The organism is Protofrankia sp. Cas8 (assembly GCF_963555845.1).
Classification (GTDB): Bacteria; Actinomycetota; Actinomycetes; order Frankiales; family Frankiaceae; genus Protofrankia.
Map to the genome: position 1 here is coordinate 23,761 of NZ_CAUVXI010000017.1, position 19,223 is coordinate 42,983.

Here is a 19,223-nt window from a genome sequence, read left to right on the forward strand (position 1 = left end):
TGAAGGGCAGGTAATGCGCGTCTCGTTGCTGACCAGGGAGTACCCGCCGGAGGTCTACGGCGGCGCCGGAGTGCACGTCGAGTACCTCGCCCGCGAAGTCTCCCGGTTGGTGAACCTGACCGTGCACTGCCAGGGGGCCGACCGGCCGGGCTCGGACGGCATCGCGGTACGCGCGCACCGGCCGTGGGACCAGCTCGCGGACGCGGGTGAGGCGTTGCGGACGGTGTCGGCCGACCTGTCCGCGACGGCTGCCGTCGCCGACGCGGACCTGGTACATTCCCACACCTGGTACGCCAACCTTGCCGGGCATCTGGCATCCCTGCTCTACGGGATCCCGCACGTGATGACCTCGCATTCTCTTGAGCCGCAGCGGCCGTGGAAGGCCGAACAGCTCGGCGGTGGCTACGCACTGTCATCATGGTGCGAGCGGGTGTCCATCGAGTCAGCCGCGGCGGTCATCGCGGTGAGTGAGGGCATGCGAGCCGATGTCCTGTCGGCCTACCCGGCGGTCGATCCGGCGAAGGTCCACGTCATCCGCAACGGGATCGACACCGACGAATACGCGCCGGACCCCGCGACCGATGTCCTGGCCCGCCACGGGGTGGACCCGGGGCAGCCGTCGGTGGTCTTCGTCGGTCGGATCACCCGGCAGAAGGGAGTGCCGGTGCTGCTGCGGGCCGCGGCCGAGCTCGACCCTCGGGCTCAGCTGGTGCTCTGCGCGGGCGCGCCCGACACCCCGCAGCTACTGGCCGAAGTCACCGACCTGGTCGACGGGCTACGTGACGTCCGCAAGGGTGTTGTGTGGATCTCCGGCATGCTTGCCAAGCCCGAGATCATCCAGCTGCTCTCGCACGCGACCGTCTTCGTCTGCCCGTCGATCTACGAGCCGCTCGGGATCGTCAACCTCGAGGCCATGGCCTGCAGCACGGCTGTGGTCGCCTCCCGGATCGGGGGCATCCCCGAAGTGGTGGACGACGGCGTGACCGGGCTGCTCGTACCACCCGATGACCCCGCGGCGCTGGCCGCCGCCGTCAACGAACTACTCACCGACCCGGCACGCGCCGCAGCCATGGGCCAAGCCGGCCGGGACCGCGCCGTCGCCGAGTTCGGCTGGCCGGCGGTAGCCGAAAAAACCGCCCGCCTCTACGAGGCGCTGGTGTCAGACCACGCTCAGGCCGGCGGGTAGGTCGGCGCGTCCGGTGAGCAGGAGGAGGATGTCGGCGGCGTCGGGCAGGGTCACGGCGATCTCGGCGGCGAGCAGCAGGCTGCCACCGACGGCGATGCCCAACGCCGCCGGTGGCCGGATGCCCAGTACACGAGCCAGATCCAGAGTGTGGACGGTGAGCTCGAAGGTCCGGGTCGGCAGGTAGTCGACCAGCCTCATGGCGCCGACCGGGGCGGTGACGACCGCGTCGTCGGGACTCTCGCACACCAGCTGGCGCACCCGGGTGGCCAGCGTCGTGACCGCGCCGGACGGATCGTCGCCGAGTGCCGCGCCGGCATCCCGACCACGTTGGGTCACGGCCGCGGGGTCGCCGAGGCCGCCGGGGAGATCGACACGATGCAGGCGATGTCGGGTAACGGACGGCGTGTCCCGGCTACTTTGATGCCGCCGGTGAACAGAATCCGGGTGACGGGGCCGGGTGCGTAGGTCGTTGAGGCCATCCTGATGACCGGAACCACCTACCGTTCGGCCGAATGTCGTCCGACAGTAGGTGGAATCGGTCGCTATGGCGGCCGCTCTTGTAGGTACGCGGCTTCGGTCACGTTGAGGGCTTCGGTGTGATCAAGATCTACCACACGCCGACGCCCGGCCCGCTACGAGACTCCTAGATCGAAACGTTCGCCGCGCGTCGGGGAACACCGCGAAACAATCATGAAGGCGTCACGGGGGACGTGACATTGCCGACTTCCGGCACCGGATCAAGGCTTCGAGCGTGCGTCGGCCCGTCCTGGCTGCTAACCCTTGGAAGAGTGACCAGTGTTCTTCTGTGGCCAGGGACCGTCGGACCAGCCGCGGGCACGCCGCCGCGCATCCCGGGTTCGGTACGTCGAACCAGCTCGGTGGATGCTTTGCGTCCGGACGGACTCGAAGGTCCGCTCGTCCTCGTCGGCAGGGCCCGCGACATACGCACGACGAAAAGCCTGCCAACCGCAAACCCGGCAACCAGATACCAGACAGGCACAGCCAGTGATACCGGCTGGGATGCAGAGCTCGTAGCCGAAGCGAGTACCCGCGTCACCATCGACTACTTCGGTGGGCGTCTGGTGACCGCGGTCCACTGCGAACCGGCGATGCCAGGCAGTGACACACTGGTCGGCGTTCGTGCCGGTTCGGGCTTCCGCACAGCGCTGGACCAGGCCGCGCCCCACCTCACCGCCGACGGCACCCTGCTCGGACTCCTCCTCGACGAAGTACCGGTGGTCACGTTGATCTCTGGATCAGCCATCGCACGCGTCTCCGGGGAACGGCCGCGGAACACGGTCATGCCACCCACGGACGTCTGCGCGGGCTGGAAGGCCGGCGGCGAGATGGATATGAGCCACCGAGAAGGCCGCTTCTCCCTTCTCGGCGTGGGACCATCCGCCCCGGAGCTGGCGGACGCGACCGATCCGCTGGGCTGGCACACGATGCCTGACCTGCCGCCGGGGAGCATCCGACGTCGGCGCAGGCTCGACGTGGTGCCTGGCCCAGACCTCGGCGTTGTGACCGTCGAGGGACTTTTTCGCGACACGTTCTGTGAACCGGACGGCACTCAGAAAGTGATCCACGAATACGCCGTCCACACGACGGTCGACCGTGCCACCGGGACGATCAGTTCGGCCAGCGCGACACCCCATGTCCTGCCAGGCCCCGACTGCCCGGCCGCCGCGGCAAGTGCCACCCGTCTGGTCGGTGAGCGCCTGACGGGGCTCCGCGAGATGCTGCGCGCCGACATGATCGGACCGACGACCTGCACCCATCTCACCGACCAGCTCCGAGCGCTCGCCGACATCCACGCGCTGATCCCGCTGCTGTCGCAGTAACACCGTGTCGCAGTAACACCGGTATCGCAGTAACACCGGCATCCCACCAGCGCCCCGGCCATGAACTCACGCGACATGTTTACCATTTCAGCTGCAAACCGTAGGAATTCATTCACCTGGGGTATCACGTCGCGTGAGTTGATCAGTCAAGTGTCACATGTCGTGAAGACACCACGTATGGGGATTCCCGACCGCCTCGCCGAGCGCATGAGCATGGCCGAGCAGCACGAATGGCTGATGTCTCAGCGCCCGTCCCGCCGTAGCGTGTTCCGCGCCGGTGCCCTCGGTGCAGGAGCCCTCCTCGCCGGTCCCAGCCTGCTCGGCTCGGCCGCGTCCGCCGGCACCGGCCCGACGCTGGCCACCACCAACTCCACCGCGGACGGAGCGTCGGTCGCACCCTTCGCCCGTCACCTGGCCTTCGGTGCCGACCCCCGCCGTCAGATCCGCATCGGCTGGCAGGTACCGACGCCCGTCAGAAGGCCGTTCATCCGGATCGGCACCGACCCGTCCGATCTGTCCGGCCGCATCCCGGCCGAGGTCCGTCCGCTGCATTCGGAAGTGCCGGGAGCGGCCGGACCCGTCGATCAGTACTACCTGCACGTCGAGCTCAACGGGCTTCGCCCGGACACCACCTACTACTACGGCGTGGGTCACAAGGGCTATGAGCCCGCCTCCGCCGCGGGCGCCATTTCGACGGTGCACACCGCACCCCAGCGGGGACGCTGGGACGTGGAGCCGTTCACGTTCACAGCCTTCGGCGACCAGGGCGTCAGCCCGCATGCGCTGGCCAACGACGGCGTCGTGGCCCAGCAGAACCCCGCCTTCCACCTGCTGCTCGGCGACATCGCATACGCCGACCCCAGCGGCCAGGGCAGGCCGGTCAGCGCCACCGGTGCCAACGGCACCGACATCTTCAACCCGACCATCTGGGACTCCTACCTCGGGCAGATCGAAGCGGTCGCCTCGCGGGTGCCGTGGATGGTCGCCACCGGCAACCACGACATGGAGGCGCTGTACTCCCCGGAGGGCTACGGTGGCCAGATCGCCCGGTGGGACTTCCCCGGTAACGGACCGAAGGCCTGCCCGTCGGTCTACTCGTTCATCTACGGGAACGTCGGTGTGATCAGCCTCGACGCCAACGACGTCTCGAACGAGATCCCCGCGAACCTCGGCTACAGCAAGGGCTCCCAGACGTCCTGGCTGAAGTCCCGGCTGAAGTTCCTGCGTCGCCAGCCCGACGTCGACTTCATCGTCGTCTTCTTCCACCACTGCACCTACTCGACGACGAACGCACACGCGTCCGAGGGTGGCGTGCGGGCCGAGTGGGTGCCGCTGTTCGACGCCTACCGCGTCGACCTCGTCCTGAACGGCCACAACCACATCTATGAGCGCAGCGACCCGCTGCGTGGCGGCAGCCCGAGCAAGGCGGTGCCGATCGGCGGGACCGTCCACCCGGACACCGACGGGACGACCTATCTGTCGGTCGGCGGCGGCGGGCGCAGCCTGTACAGCTTCCCGGCCCCGGACAGCTACGCCGGGCACGTGAACGATGCAGCCTCGGTCAACACCTACTCGTGGACGGGCGTCGGGGTGAAGACCCCCGAGGTGGTGACCTGGTCCCGGGTCCGCTACACCGGGTACTCGTTCGTCGCGGTGGACGTCACGCCCGCACGCCTGGGCCAGCCGGCGACGCTGACCGTTCGCGCGGTCGCCGAGAGCGGAGCCGAGCTCGACCGCGTCACGCTGGTGCGCACCGCCGGGCTGTGCACGGTCGGGTCCCGGGGTGTGTCCGACGCGAAGGCCGACTTCGACGCCGCCTGATCCCCACCTGGATCCCCACCTGAATCCCCACCTGTAGCCCCACTCGGTACGTTGATCGTGTTGTCGGATCCCGCCACTGCGATCCGACAACACGATCAACCACAGTAGAAGTGGATCAGCGTGGCGTCGATCGTGCGGTGACAGAAGTTCATTCGAGCGTCCACGGATCGTCGCCGTTACCCAATAGAAATCAACACCGTCGACTCGATAGAGATAACGGGCTCATTTCGTTGTCCACGCATTGTTGGTCAGGAGCCCGTTCATGGCACTTCCTCGCCCTTCGCCACGTGGCCACTCTCCGCTGCGGCGCCTGCTACCGCCTCTACTCGCCGCGACCCTCATCGGTGGCTACACCGCAACGGTCGTGGTGCCGGCGCTCGCCACGTCGCCCGACGTGGTGATCAGCGAAGTTTACGGGGGCGGTGGCAACAGCGGTGCCCCCTATCTCAACGACTTCGTCGAGCTCTACAACCGAGGCAGCGCCGCGGTCAGCCTCTCCGGTTGGTCGACCCAGTACGCCGCCTCGTCCGGGACCAACTACCTGGTCACCGCGCTGTCCGGCACGATCCAGCCCGGCTCGAAGTACCTGGTCAAGCTCGGGTCCGCGGGCAGTCAGGGCGTCGCGCTGCCCACCCCGGACGCGACCGGCACGACCAACATGTCCGCCACCGCCGGCAAGGTCGCGCTCGTCACCACCACCACCGCGTTGACCTGCGGGAGCAACTGCCACGCCGCGTCCGGCGTGAAGGACTTCATCGGCTACGGCGCCGCGAACGACTACGAGACGTCACCGGCCGCAACCCTGTCGAACACCACGTCGGCGACCAGGTCCAACCCGGCGACTGACACCGACAACAACGCGAACGACTTCGCCAAGGTCAGCCCGACCCCGCAGAACTCCCAGAGCGGCGGCGGTGGCGGCTCCTGCACCGGCTACACCACCCGCATCCGCGATATCCAGGGCAGCGCCCACATCTCACCGCTGAACGCCCAGGCGGTCTCGAACGTCCGCGGCGTCGTCACCGCGGTGAAGAGCACCGGCTTCTGGTTCCAGGACCCGTGCCCGGACACGAGCGACGCCACCTCCGAGGGTGTGTTCGTGTACACCTCCAGCACGCCGACGGTCAGCGTCGGCCAGGAGATCGCGGTCGGCGGCACCGTGTCGGAGTACCGGCCGAGCGGGGCCACCACGGCGAACCTGACCACCACTGAGATCACCTCCCCGTCGGTCTCCGTGCTGGGCACCAGAACGGTCCCGGCAGCCACGGTGATCGGCACCGGCGGCCGGGTACCGCCCACGACCGTGATCGACGACGACGCCACGGGCAGTGTCGAAACCTCGGGCACCTTCGACGTGGCCACCGACGGCATCGACTTCTACGAATCCCTGGAGGGCATGCGCGTCCAGGTGAACAACCCGGTCGCAGTCGGCCCCGGCAACAGCTACAACGAGATCCCGGTGCTCGGTGACGACGGCGCGAACGCGTCGGTGCGCACCAACCGCGGCGGCATCGTGCTGCGCCAGACCGACGGCAACCCGGAGCGGTTGGTGATCGACGACGCCATCCTCGCCGGCTCGGTTCCCACCGGGGTGAACGTGGGCGACCACTTCTCCGGCCCCGCGGCCGGTGTGCTCGACTACTCGTTCGCCAACTTCCACCTGCTGCTGACCAGCCCGATCACCAGGGTGGACAGCGGGCTGACCCCGCAGAGCACCACGGGGCCGGGCACGGGCCAGATCTCGGTTGCCACCTTCAACGTCGAGAACCTGGACCCGACCGACCCACAGAGCAAGTTCGACGGCCTGGCCGGCCAGATCGTGACCAACCTGGCCGCGCCGGGGATCATCAGCGTCGAGGAGATCCAGGACAACGACGGGGCCACCAACAGTTCGGTGGTCGCCGCCGACCAGACCTGGACCAAGCTGATCAACGCGATCAGCGCCGCGGGCGGGCCTACCTACACCTACCAGCAGATCAACCCGGTGGACGATTCCGATGGTGGTGAGCCCGGCGGCAACATCCGGGTCGGTCTGCTCTACCGCACCGACATCGGGCTGACCTTCGCCGCCGGCACTCCCGGCGACTCCACGACGGCGGAAAGCGTCTCCGACAGCGGCAACTCCGCCGACCGGGTCAACCTCAGCTACAACCCCGGGCGGATCGACCCGACCAACACCGCCTTCAGTACCAGCCGCAAGCCGCTGGTCGGCAAGTTCTACGTCAACTCCAAGCCGCTGTTCGTGATCGCCAACCACTGGAACTCCAAGGGCGGCGACAACCCGCTGTTCGGCCGTTACCAGCCGCCGACGCTGTCCAGTGAGACGCAGCGTAGCCAGCAAGCCGCTGTGGTGAAGAGCTTCGTCCAGTCGATCCTCGCGATCGACAGCCAGGCTCGGATCGTGGTGGCCGGCGACCTGAACGACTTCACCTACTCCGCGCCCGTGCAGACCCTGGACACCGCCGGCCTGACGGACCTGCCGGCGACATTGTCCGACGCCGAGCGCTACACCTACGTGTACGAGGGCAACTCGCAGGTCCTCGACCACATCCTGCTGTCGTCATCGCTGACCGGCGCCTCGCACAGCTACAACGTGGTGCATGTGAACTCCGAGTTCGCGACCCAGCAGAGTGATCATGACCCACAGGTCGTCCGCCTCACCCTGCCCTGATCACCTCGTCTTGATCATATCGCCTTGACCACCAACATCTGATCATCAGGGCCTGACCCGTGCCGGCCCGGTGCCGCGTCGCGACCGCCAGTCGCTGCACGGCACCGAGGTCAGCTGCTCTCGACGAGGCCCATGAACTCCACCGTGAGCGCGGCCAGCGCGTCATACTGGCCCTTGTAGCCGTAACGCTGCCGCAGGGTTCCCCAGTCGTTGAACTCGGCTGCGGCGGCTATGTCACCCGACTCGGGGATCCTGGACCCGAACACGTGCAGCCCGTCGTCCTGCCCGGTCCGTTGGAGGTAGTCCGCCATCTGCTGGTGCAGGGTCACCTCGGAGCGGTACTTGCTGATGACCAGCCCGATCGCGGGGATGTCAACGCCCACGTCGGTGGCGAATTTCGCGATTCTGGACCGGACCTGCGTGATTCCGTAGGTCGACATGAAGTCGGGGACAGTCGGGATGATGTAGCCGTGCGAGATCCTCAGCCCGTTCAGGGTGAGCATGCTCAGATTCGGCGGGCAGTCCACCAGGACGTAGTCGTAGTTGCCGGATATCTTCTCGATCTGCCGCGCCAGCAGCTCGACCCGATCATGGAGGAACTCCCCGGACGGAGCGAGCAGCCGGTCCTGGATGTCGATGAGATCAAGCGAGGATGCCAGCAGGTCGACCTGCGTGACTGTTCGCACCGGGGACACATCCCGTTGCAGTGCCGCGTCGATGTCGAACAGGCCGCCGGCCGAGCGCGGCTCCACCGCGTCGCGAAAGAGAGTGGCCAACGTCCGGTCCGAGTCGTTCAGGTCCTTCCAGTGCGCCTCGCCGATCATGTAGACAGTCAGGTTCGTCTGCGGGTCGAGATCGACGAGCAGCACACGCTTCCTGTGCTCTGCCGCCATGATCTCCGCGAGCGCAGCAGTGATCGTCGTCTTGCCGACGCCACCCTTAAGGTTGATCGTCGAGACGATGTGCGCCACGTCCATGCCCCCGTTTACGCTGACCGGTCATGCCTGTCACGGCGAGCTCCTCATCCGGATGATCCAGGACACCATAGCGTAAGTCGTTCATCATTTCGGAGCCCACAGGGCGCTGACGGGAACCGCGGCCAGGCGGTCGCCCAGTGAAAAGGCCCGAGCGCCAGTGTGCAGCACCAGCCCGGCGACGAAACGGTCACCGAGTCGGTCGCGGACGGCGGCGAGGTGGCGGATGTCGCGGGTTGAGACGTCGGCCGCGGCCTTCACCTCGATCGCGACGACACGCAGGGACCGGTCCTCCACTATGAGGTCGATCTCGGCCCCGGCCCGGTCCTGATAATGGAACAGTGACGGTCTGACCGCCGACCAACCCGACTGCCGTAGCAACTCGGCGTAAACCATCCCCTCAAGAACCGGGCCGTCGGCGCCGTGGGACAGTTCCGGGCGCGTGAGCGACGTGATGTCAGCACCACGCAGATGAGCGGCAAGACCAGGATCGGTCACGAAGACCTTGGACGCCCGGATCTCCCGTTGGCTGAGGTTCACCGCCCATGCGGGGCAGCGGCGGACGAGAAAGACCGCTTCGAGAACCTCCAGATAACGATGGACTGTTCGCTCCGGCAGCCCTGCGTCACGTGCCAGGTCGGCCACGTTGAGCAGGCTGGCGTGCCTGGCCGCGACCAGGCGGAGCAGACGTGGCAGTTCGGCTGTGCGCGGTGAGGCCGACACCCCTGGAGCCTCCCGCTCCACCACCGTCTCGACATAGGCGTCGAACCATGCGGCTCGCCTCGCCCCTGATCTGCGGACAGCCTCCGGATACCCGCCTGCGACAGCCCGATCCAGATAGTCGTGCTTGGTCAACTCGCCGACCTGGTCCAGCGGCAGTTCGCCGCCAAGGAGCCGGTCAAGGAACGTGTCAGCCGCTCCAACCACACCCGCTCCAACCACACCCGCTACGGCTAGTTCGCTCTGGCTCAGCGGCCACAGCTCGAAGCGCTCAATCCGGCCGGCGAGTGTCTCCGACACACCGCGGTTGGCGCTGAGCTGCGAGGAACCAGTCACCAGGAACCGGCCCGGACGTTCGTCCGTGTCGACTGCCGCCTTCAGCGCGATCAGCAACTCGGGGACCCGCTGCACCTCGTCGATGGCCAGGAGCCCCGGACGTCCCATCAGGAAGCCACGTGGATCCGCCGCCGCCGCGACCCGGGCGTCACGATCGTCCAGGGAGACGTACACACCGTTTGGCGAGTCACCGACGATGCGCTGCACCAGCGTGGACTTGCCTGCCTGCCGAGGTCCGACGACGCCGACGACACGGGTGTCGGCCAGTGCTTCGATGATCAGAGGCTGGAGGGACCGGCGCACGTTGAAGACTGAACCGTCGATTCGGAATGAGTCCGCCACGGCGTCCATCATGGCAGATTCGCATGACTCGGATGGCGGATCCGCCGGCTTCGAATGGCGGATCCGCGGCATCAGGATGGCGGATCCGCGCCCGTCTTGCGCCGGCCGACCTTGGGCTCGATCCGGCGGATCATATAGGCGGTCAGGATCAGCGCGACGACACCCACCGAGGTGCCGAGGATGACGTCGGTGAGCCAGGTTGCGGCGTTCGGGGCCCACAGCGGATCCGGTGGATCACCCCGCGGGCCCATCCTGCCCAGCGTGCCCAGTTTGGCCACGCTGTTGAGGTCGGTGGTCGCGCCCAGGGCGGCAAAGCCCCAGCGTGCCGGCGCGAGCCAGCTGATCTGCTCCAGTCCGAAGCGTCCGACCGCGGACACCAGCCCGCCGGACAGCACGAGCTGGCCCATGGTGACCAGGACCAGCACCGGCATGGTCTTGTCGGCGTTGTCCACCAGCGTCGACACGAGCAGGCCGATCATCATCGACGACAGCGCCGCCACGAGCACCGCGATGATGCACTCCGCGAGCGGGGAGCCGAGCAGCACCGACCGTGTCGGCATCCGCCCCAGTAATCCGATCAGTGTGAAGACCACGCACTGACAGGTCGTGATCACGGCAAGGACGACGACCTTCGAACCCAGGTAGGCGGTGCGGGACAGACCGATCGTGCGTTCCCGCCGGTAGATCTGCCGCTCCTTGACGATCTCGCGAACCGAGTTCGCCATCCCCATGAAGCACGCGCACAGCACCAGCACGACCAGCACCTTGGTCGCATCCGGGTTCGGCACCGGCAACGCGGCGAGCCCATCCCGGGCCGGAATCACCCGCGGGATGATCCCCAACAGGAACGGAAAAACAACGATCAACCGAAGGTAGGACTGATCCGCGAGCACCACCCGCAGGTAGCGGCGGGTAAGGGTGGACAGCTGCGCCAGCACAGGCTGTTGGCCGACGCTGGGCAGCAGCGCAGGACTCCGTCGGACCAGGGGCGCGACCACCGCGGCGGGGACGTAGTCCTCCGATGCGCGGAAGCGGGCCGCGAGCACCGCGCCCGCGGTTGCCTCCAGTTCCCGGAAGACGGTGACGAACTCCTTGAAGTCCTTCTTCCCGAAGAATCGCAGCGCACCCGCGCTCGGCCCGAAGTACGCCACGTGGCCACCGGGTGCAAGGACCAGCAGATAGTCACAAAGATCAAGAAAAAGCACACTGTGGGTCACCACGATCACCGTGCGGCCTGCACCGGGAGCCGTGGCGGCGCCGTCGCTGCCCCGGGCGAGTCCGTGCAGCGCCTCCATCACCGACTGGTCGTTCGCCGGATCCAAGCCGGAGGTCGGCTCGTCCAGGAACAGCAGTGTCGGACGGGTGAGCAGCTCAAGCGCGACGCTGGTCCGCTTGCGCTGGCCGCCGGAGAGCCGACCGACCGGGGTGTCGGCATGGTCACGCAATCCCAGCTGGATGATGACCTCGCTGACCCGGGCGCGCCGCTCGTTCGCGGTGGTGTCCGCCGGGAAGCGCAGCTCCGCGCCGTACTCCAGGGCCTGGCGGACGGTCAGTTGGCTGTGCAGAGGATCGGCCTGCGGGACGTAGCCGATCCGGCGGCGCAGCTCGTCGTACTCGGCATAGAGATCCCGGCCCGCATAGCGGACCGTGCCGGCATCGGCCGGGCGGAATCCGGTGAGCGCGTTGAGCAACGTCGACTTGCCCGCGCCGCTCGGACCGACCACCCCCAGCAGTGACCGGGCCGGCAGCCGGAAAGTGACGTCGTTCATGAGCTGCTTGGCACCGGCCCACACCGACAGGCCCTGCACCTCGAACGTCACGTCACCGCTGTCGAAGTACTCAACCAACGTGTCACCGTCAAGCTGAAACAGATGGTGGCCGATGGCGACAACGTCACGTTGCGCCACAGGCGCATGTGTGATCCTCCGGCCGTTGACGAATGTGCCATTGGCCGATCCCAGGTCGACGACCTCGACGCCACCATGTCGATCACTGCTCCGACCCAGCGCGCCCCAGCCGCCGGCGCCCCGACCGGTACCACCGACGCCCGCGCCGACATGAAGCTGGGCATGGTGCCGAGAGGCCAGTAAATCGTCGACAACCAGGTCGTTGTCCCGAGAACGACCCAGGGTGACCTGCCCCGGACGCAACCGGTGGACCTTGCGCTCGTCTCCGACGATCGGCTGCTCGGCCGGGCGGTCGGCCGGCTCCGGTCCGACGGGCTGTCGTGGCGGTCGCGGCTGTCGTGGCAGCCGCGGCTGTGGAATGAGAACGACCTCCGGCCCGTCCGCGGCGCCGAGGCGGAGGCTGACCTGCGCCGCACTCACGTTGAGGTTGCCCACACGTCGGCCGTCCTGCCACAGACCGTTGGCGCTGGTGTCGCGCACCTGCCAACCGTCGGCCCCCGATTCCAGCACGAAGTGGCGCCACGACACCCGGCTGTCGACGATGACGATGTCGGACTGGCGCGCCCGCCCCACCACGTACGGTCCGCAACCAGCCAGGACCACCTGGCCGATCGGGGTGTTGACCTGCAGAGAGGTCCGGTCCACCTGCGTTCCTTTCCCCCCGCGGCCAGAGGTTGTCGGCCTCCGGCGGCCCTTGGTGCCTCCGAGGGCGTGAAAAGAGCAGTGCTCGCCGGGCTGAGCGGTCCGCACCGATCCGGCCGGGACCCCGGCCTCCGGGGCAGACCACTCACGCCAGCTGAAAGAGATCGTAACCGCCGCCGCCTCGCGAAATTGCGTCTTTTCGACGAAACGGGCCGGTAACCGGTGCCTGCCGACACCGGCTGTCATCACGGACACTCGAGCGGCGATCTCCACATGGTCCATCTGCGCGCGATGGCAGCATGTACGCTACCCCCCGTCCGGGGGGACACTTCGGGAGAAACCGCGGAGAAGCCCGCCTTGTTCGTATTGAAGTCGTTTCGCCCACTTGAAGCGTCTTTTGTGTTTCTCGCGACACTCGCCGGCATCCTCACCTGGTCGCTACCGGATATAACCGGCCAGACGCGGGCGGTGGGGGCTGTGACGAACGCCGCTGGCGGCGGATCGCCCCGACCGGCCGTATTCGGCAAGACCGGAAAGCTCGTGTTCGGCCTCGGTCCCTCTCTCGACAGCGACTCGACATCGCCCATCGCCGACCAGCTGGGAATGCTCACGACCTGGTACAACAGCCCGAACGACTTTGGATTCATGACGAACTGGGCGAATGATCTCATCCCGCGGGTATACGCGGAGCGGCGCGCGATCCACCTCGTCGTGTGGCTCGGTGGCGCAGGTCACGTCGCCACGGTCCAGACCAAGTACGGCTCCGCGTGCGGCCGAGACTACCCGCTGTCATCAGCCTTTCTGGGTGACACCCGACGACTCGCGCAGATATTCGCCGGTCCGGCGGACGGACCGCCGCTCTACATCACGCTGTTCACCGAACTGCAGACCTACCCGTGCCAGGCCAACACCTGGGCGGCCACACCCGAGGTGACCAACTACTACCTGAAGCTGAAGGACCAGTACATCGCGGCAATGGGCATCTTCCACTCCATGGCGCCGAACGCGAAGGTCTCACTCGGCTGGGGTGGCTGGCAGGCCCGCTGGGACGACCCGGCAAAGGGCGGCGGGCGCTCACTGATCGGGCATTTCGACGACGTGCTGCGCCAGTCGGACTTCCAGAGCTTCCAGGCGATGGACTCGAAAAGCAATGTCGACGACATCCGCAGGATGACGCAGATTCTCGGCCGGTACGGCCCGGTCATGGTTGCGCATTACAAACCCGACGACGGCACCGCTGCCACCTGGACCAACGACCTGCGGGCGATTTTCACCGACGAATACGTGCGGCAGATCACCGCCGCGGGCCTGTTCGGGTTCAGCTTCATGGACGGCAAACAGCTGGCCGCCGACCCGGGTTCACTACAGCTGGCCAGGAACGCCACCAGCCGGTACGGCACCCGGCCGGGCTGAGCCGCCACCGGCCGAGGCAGGATGGTCGAACTGCCGAGGCAGGATGGTCGAGCAGGACGACTACGGGGTTCGTGGGCATCAGGCGGATGGGAGGGACATGCAGCGATTCGACGGCGTCGCCGGTGGACATGCGCGGTGGGTCGTGTCCGCCGGCGATGTCGTCGACACGCTCGAGTGCGGGCACCGGCTTGCGCTGTCCCATGCCCGCGCGGCCGGCGTGCGCTTTGACGACACCGGCGCGCCGATCAACACCTCCGAGGCGGACGACCTGCTGGTCCGCCACGGTGAGGCCCACGAGCGGCGCTGGTTGGAGCGGTTCGTCCACGTCTTCGGCCCAGCTGCGGTCCGGGTGATCGAACGACCCGAGAACACCCTGACCGCGCTGGCCGCGGCGAGGGATCAGACCCGCAACGCCGTCGCTGCCGGCGTCGCCGTCATCTACCAGGGCGTACTTTTCGACGGCTCCTTCCAGGGCCGACCCGACTTCCTGATCGCCAGCCACCTCGATCCGATCACCGGCGAACACACCGGTGAACACACCGGTGAACCACTACCCGGCCGCTACGAGCCGTACGACGCCAAACTCGCCCGGCATACCCGCCCCGCCGCGGTGCTGCAGCTCGCCGCCTATGCCCAGGCGCTGCCGACAATCGGGGTGGAGGTCGCGGCGCACATCCACCTGCTGCTCGGCGACGACCGGCTGGAGTCGCTGCGGGTCGACGACGTCGCACCCATGGTCGATCACGCGCGCATCCGGTTGGCCGAGCAGCTCGCGACCGAGCCGGCGATCCCGGCACCTTCCTGGGCTGAGCCCAGACCGGCGTGCCCGACCTGTGCGTTCGCGGGCCACTGCGCGAAGGGGCGGGAAGCCGCCCGTGACCTGTCGCTGGTCGCCGGCCTGCGCACCGACTCCCGCCGCAAGCTGCGGGCCGCCGCAATCACCACCGTCGAGGATCTCGCCGCGGCTGGTGACGACCAACGTCCACCGACGATGGCCGCGGCAACCTTCGCCGGGCTCCGGCTCCAGGCGGAGCTCCAGGTCATCCAGGACGCCACCCGCACCGACGACGACCCGACCGGCACCGTCACCGTCCGGGTGGTCGTCCCGGACGGGCTCGCGTCCCTACCCGCCCCGGACCCCGGCGACATCTACTTCGACATGGAGGGCGACCCGTACGCCCTGGGTAACACCGGTCTGGAATACCTGTTCGGCGCAGTAGTCCTAGACGGCCAACAGCCGCCGGATGGCGCGGATGGCGCGGATGGCGCGGATGGCGCGGATGCGGAGGTCTTCCGCCCGTTCTGGGCGCACGACCGCGCCGGGGAGAAACGCGCCTTCGAACAGTTCATCGACTGGGCGACCGCGCGGCTCGCCGACCATCCACGGGCGCACATCTACCACTACGCCCCGTACGAGCCGAACGCCCTCAAGCGGTTGGCGGCCCGGCACGGCACCCGCGAACGGCAGGTGGACGACCTGCTTGCCGGGCACAGCCTCGTCGACCTCTACACGGTTGTCCGGCGCAGCCTGAAGATCTCCCAGCGCTCATACTCGATCAAGTATCTGGAACCGCTGTACCTGCCCGGGGCCCGTGGCGCGGAGGTCAAGACCGCGGTCGACAGCATCGTCGCCTACGAGAGTGTCGTGGCGCACCTGGCGAACTCCGAGCGCGCCGCCGCCGACCACATCCTCGGTGAGATCGCCGAGTACAACCGGGTCGACTGCGTATCCACCCACCGTCTGCATCGTTGGCTGCTGGAGCTGCGCGCGGCGCAGGGCATAGTGGGCGTGGCGGCGATGGACCCGCCGGCGGGCCTCGACGCCGGGGACACCGCGGCCACGCCCGCGGCTCATCCTGACGCGGCCGTCGACGCGCTGGTCGCGGGCCTACCGGACGACCCGACGACCTGGACGGACGACGAGCGGGCGCGGGCGCTGCTGGCCGCCGCCGTCGGCTACCACCGGCGCGAGAACAAACCGGCGTGGTGGGAGTTCTTCAGCTGGCTCGCCGCCGACCGGGCGGCGCTGGAGGCGAACGACAACTGCGCCGTCCCGCTGGACTGGACCGTCGTGGAGGACTGGGTCGTCCCGTCCGGGCGGCGCACCCGAACCCGGCGTGGCCTGCTGGCCACCCTCGACCCTGACGGCACCCACCCGTACTCCGACGGCGAACGGGTGCGACTGCTCTACCCGGGGATCGGCGGGGCGGCGGGCACCACCCGTGACGGCGAGATCGAGCGTGCCGGCCCGGACCGGCTGCTCATCCGCGAGACCGCCATGCCCGACGGGGCCGGCTCCGGCGGGACCACCACCGAGTTGCCGATCGCGGTGCTGCCCGGAGCCCCGGTACGTCCCGAACCGAAACCGGCCGCGATCGCGGAGCTTGCCAGCGCCGTCGCCGCGGGCCTTTCCAACCGTGCGGCCCTCGACGGCCCGGCGATGGATCTGCTACGCCGCCGCCCGCCACGCCTGGTCGGTCAGCCCGCCGGCCGGGTCGGTCTACCCGACCCGGCCGAGTACGGCGGTGACCTGATCACCACGGTGCTCGCCGCCGTCGACGCGCTCGCCGGGTCCTACCTGGCCGTGCAGGGGCCGCCCGGAGCCGGCAAGACCTATCTGGCCGGACGGTTGATCCGCCATCTCGTCGGGCAGGGCCGCACGGTCGGGGTGTGCTCGACCAGCCACAAGGCGATCGAGAACGCCATGCTGACGGCCATAGGGCGAGGCACCATGGCGAAGCCGCCTCGCCCGGAGGCCCCCCAACAACTCACGGCCATAGGGATACCGGCGGCGAAGAAGCTGCGGGCCGGGCAGAAGCCCGACCCCCTCGCGCCGTGGGACTGCCCCCGCGATCTCCGCGCGTTGGTCGCCTGGCGCGCGGCGCACCCGGACGGGCATCTGGTCGGTGACACGTCGTGGGCATTTGCCAACCCCGCGCTGCGCGCGGAGCCGTTCGACGTACTGATCATCGATGAGGCGGGCCAGTTCGCGCTCGCCGACACGCTTGCCGTTGCCGGCGCCGCCCGCAACCTCGTGCTGCTCGGCGACCCGCAGCAGCTCCCGCAGGTTGTCACCGGAATCCACCCGGACGGCGCGGACGCCTCAGCCCTTTCCCACCTTCTCGGCTCGGACGATGTCATCCCGGCTGAATTCGGCTATTTCCTCGATCTGACCAGACGGATGCATCCGGATGTGTGCGAGCCGGTCTCGGCGCTGGCCTACCGGGGACGCCTGCACGCCCACCCGCTGACCGCCGCCCGCAGCGTCGACGGCATCGCAGCCGGCCTCTACCTGCACGACGTGCCGCACCACGCCAACACCACCCGGTCGGATCCGGAGGTGGCGGCGGTCCGCGGCCTGGTCGAGACCGTCCTGCGCCGGCGCTTGGTCGACCTCGACGGCGAACGCATCCTGGGCGGTCCGGATGTGCTGGTGGTCGCCCCGTACAACCGCCAGGTGCGTGCCATCGAGCACGCACTGCGCAACGCCGGGATCCACGGCGTCCGGGTCGGGACGGTCGACCGGTTCCAGGGCCAGGAGGCGCCCGTGGTCATCGTGTCGCTGACCACGTCCAGCGCGTCCGAGGCTCCCCGCGGGCTGGACTTTCTACTCTCCCGCAACCGCCTGAACGTCGCGTTGTCGCGGGCGCAGGTACTGGCAGCGCTGGTGATGTCACCCGCGCTGCTCGACAGCACCGCGCGCACGGTCGACGAGCTGCGCCTGTTGGCGGGCCTCGCGCGGCTGCGGGCCACGGCCCGTACCGGTTTCCCCTCGCAGCGCCCCGAAGCCCACCGGTAGTCACCTGTTTCCGGTGACCTACACTCCTGCTTCTGCGGGGAAGAGTCCGAAACGCTGGCGAGACGTCCAGGACAGCAGAGTCCAGCACACAGCGCGATGTCCGCGCCATGACGGTGCTCCGGACGAGGCGGCTCGCCGGCGACGACGTGAGGGGATGCCCGTGACGGCTGCTGAGATCAGTGCGCTCTCGGAGGTCGATGCGGCAACAGACACCGATGCGGCAACCGACATCGGTGTGGCAGCAGACACCGGCGCTGGCAGCCCGCTCGCCGCCCCGGTGGCCGCCCCGGTGCGGAACACCGCCACGTGGAGGAAGAGGTGGCTGGTCGCAGCGGGGATCCTCGCAATGTTCTGCGCACTGTCCGTGGCGTTATTCTGGAACGGCTGGACGGCGCTGGGTAGCAGGGTCTACGGCGGCGGTGACGCCATTCTGTTCTCCTGGTACCTGGCCTGGACGCCCTATGCCATCTCCCACGGGCTCGACCCGTTCGTCACCCACTTTCTGAACGCCCCGGACGGCGTCAACATCATGTGGAGCACCGGCGTGCCGCTGCTCGGTGTGGTGGCCGCGCCGATCACCGTGCTGGCCGGGCCGCTCGTGGCCTTCCAGGTGCTGACCACGCTCGCGCCGGCGCTGTCCGGCTGGGTGATGTTCCTGGTGATGCGGCGCTGGACCGCCGCGTTCCCCGCCGCCGTCGCCGGACTGCTCTACGGCTTCAGCCCGTACATCATCGGCGCTTCCTACGGGCACCTGCACCTGTCGTTCGCGCTCTTTCCCCCGATCCTCCTGCTGCTGTTGGACGACCTGCTCATCCGCCAACGCACCGCCACGCGGACCGGCGGGCTGCTCGGTGCGGCCGTGGCCGCCCAGGCGCTGATCAGCGAGGAGGTACTGGCGACATCGGCGGTGGTGGCGGTCATCGGCATCGCGATCCTGTGCATGGGCCACCGCGACCAGGTCCGCCCGCGTGCCGCGGCGGCGGTACGCGGACTCGCGGTCTGCGCGGTCGTCGCCACCGTGCTGCTCGCCTGGCCGCTCTACATCCAGTTCTTCGGCCCACAGCGCGTCCACGGATCAATCCAGCCGTCGGACATCGCAGTGTCGGACCTGCTCACCTTCGCCACGCCCACACCGCTACAGGCGCTCGGCCCGGACGTCGCGGTCCGGGAGAGCCTGCGGTTCTCCGGCAACGCGGTGGAGGTCAGCGGCTACGTCGGCCTCCCGCTGCTGGCCCTGCTCGCGTTCATCGCGGTGCGGCTGCGCCGCAACCCGCTCGTGGCCGTGTGTGCGCCGCTGTTCGCCGTCGTCGCCGTCCTGTCGCTCGGCCCGCACCTGCACGTCGGCGGGCGCGGCACCCGCATCCCGCTGCCATGGCGCCTGCTGGAGCTGGGGCCGGTGCTCCACAACGCACTGCCGTCCCGGCTGTCGCTGTACCTCGCGCTGGCGGCGAGCGTGATGATCGCGCTCTGGCTCGACCAGGCACGGCCACCACGGCTGCGCGCCGCCACCGGCGTCGTTGCCGCCGCCGCGCTGGTACCGCTGGTACCGGCCACGCCCATCACCTTCAGCC

At 68.5% G+C, this 19,223-nt stretch carries 12 protein-coding genes; 7 read left to right on the forward strand and 5 right to left on the reverse strand.

The genetic code is table 11. The features are described from left to right. The first annotated feature begins 13 nt into the window (after positions 1–13). Complete coding sequence (gene glgA / locus U9977_RS05035; RefSeq protein ID WP_322747994.1) at positions 14–1,186, forward strand: glycogen synthase; 1,173 nt, start codon at positions 14–16, stop codon at positions 1,184–1,186. Here glgA and U9977_RS05040 read toward each other — a convergent pair. Then, the gene (locus U9977_RS05040; RefSeq protein ID WP_416210475.1) at positions 1,160–1,567 is read right to left on the reverse strand and encodes a maleylpyruvate isomerase N-terminal domain-containing protein; all 408 of its coding nucleotides are present in this window, start codon (positions 1,565–1,567) and stop codon (positions 1,160–1,162) included. The genes glgA and U9977_RS05040 overlap by 27 nt on opposite strands. Next, entirely contained in the window at positions 1,519–1,665 is a 147-nt protein-coding gene (locus U9977_RS05045) for a hypothetical protein (RefSeq protein WP_322747983.1), read from the reverse strand. Before U9977_RS05045 ends, U9977_RS05040 begins: the two co-directional genes overlap by 49 nt. Before the next feature lie 399 nt (positions 1,666–2,064). Here U9977_RS05045 and U9977_RS05050 point away from each other — a divergent pair, with 399 nt between their 5' ends. The 3 genes from U9977_RS05050 (at position 2,065) to U9977_RS05060 (ending at position 7,519) form a co-directional block, all read left to right on the forward strand. Next, the gene (locus tag U9977_RS05050) at positions 2,065–3,027 is read left to right on the forward strand and encodes a DUF2889 domain-containing protein (RefSeq protein WP_322747984.1); all 963 of its coding nucleotides are present in this window, start codon (positions 2,065–2,067) and stop codon (positions 3,025–3,027) included. A 162-nt stretch (positions 3,028–3,189) separates the two neighbouring features. Next, positions 3,190–4,848, forward strand: coding sequence for a metallophosphoesterase family protein (locus U9977_RS05055; RefSeq protein WP_322747985.1), 1,659 nt, complete (start codon positions 3,190–3,192; stop codon positions 4,846–4,848). A 262-nt stretch (positions 4,849–5,110) separates the two neighbouring features. Continuing rightward, positions 5,111–7,519 (forward strand): lamin tail domain-containing protein, encoded by a 2,409-nt coding sequence (locus U9977_RS05060; protein ID WP_322747986.1) that lies wholly within the window; start codon positions 5,111–5,113, stop codon positions 7,517–7,519. Positions 7,520–7,629: 110 nt separating this feature from the next. On the opposite strand, the gene U9977_RS05065 is transcribed toward U9977_RS05060, so the two are convergent. The 3 genes from U9977_RS05065 to U9977_RS05075 form a co-directional block, all read right to left on the reverse strand. Then, on the reverse strand, positions 7,630–8,490 hold the full coding sequence (locus U9977_RS05065) for a ParA family protein (RefSeq protein WP_416210476.1): 861 nt from the start codon (positions 8,488–8,490) through the stop codon (positions 7,630–7,632). Positions 8,491–8,580: 90 nt separating this feature from the next. After that, positions 8,581–9,891, reverse strand: coding sequence for an ATP-binding protein (locus tag U9977_RS05070; RefSeq protein ID WP_322747988.1), 1,311 nt, complete (start codon positions 9,889–9,891; stop codon positions 8,581–8,583). 71 nt (positions 9,892–9,962) lie between these two features. After that, entirely contained in the window at positions 9,963–12,443 is a 2,481-nt protein-coding gene (locus tag U9977_RS05075; protein WP_322747989.1) for an ATP-binding cassette domain-containing protein, read from the reverse strand. Positions 12,444–12,839: 396 nt separating this feature from the next. Here U9977_RS05075 and U9977_RS05080 point away from each other — a divergent pair, with 396 nt between their 5' ends. The 3 genes from U9977_RS05080 to U9977_RS05090 all read left to right on the forward strand — a co-directional run. After that, the gene (locus U9977_RS05080; RefSeq protein WP_322747990.1) at positions 12,840–13,853 is read left to right on the forward strand and encodes a hypothetical protein; all 1,014 of its coding nucleotides are present in this window, start codon (positions 12,840–12,842) and stop codon (positions 13,851–13,853) included. 97 nt (positions 13,854–13,950) lie between these two features. Then, complete coding sequence (locus U9977_RS05085) at positions 13,951–17,652, forward strand: TM0106 family RecB-like putative nuclease (RefSeq protein WP_416210477.1); 3,702 nt, start codon at positions 13,951–13,953, stop codon at positions 17,650–17,652. 154 nt (positions 17,653–17,806) lie between these two features. Further along, positions 17,807–19,223, forward strand: a 1,417-nt coding sequence (locus tag U9977_RS05090) for a hypothetical protein (RefSeq protein ID WP_322747992.1), incomplete at its 3' end; no start/stop codon positions are given.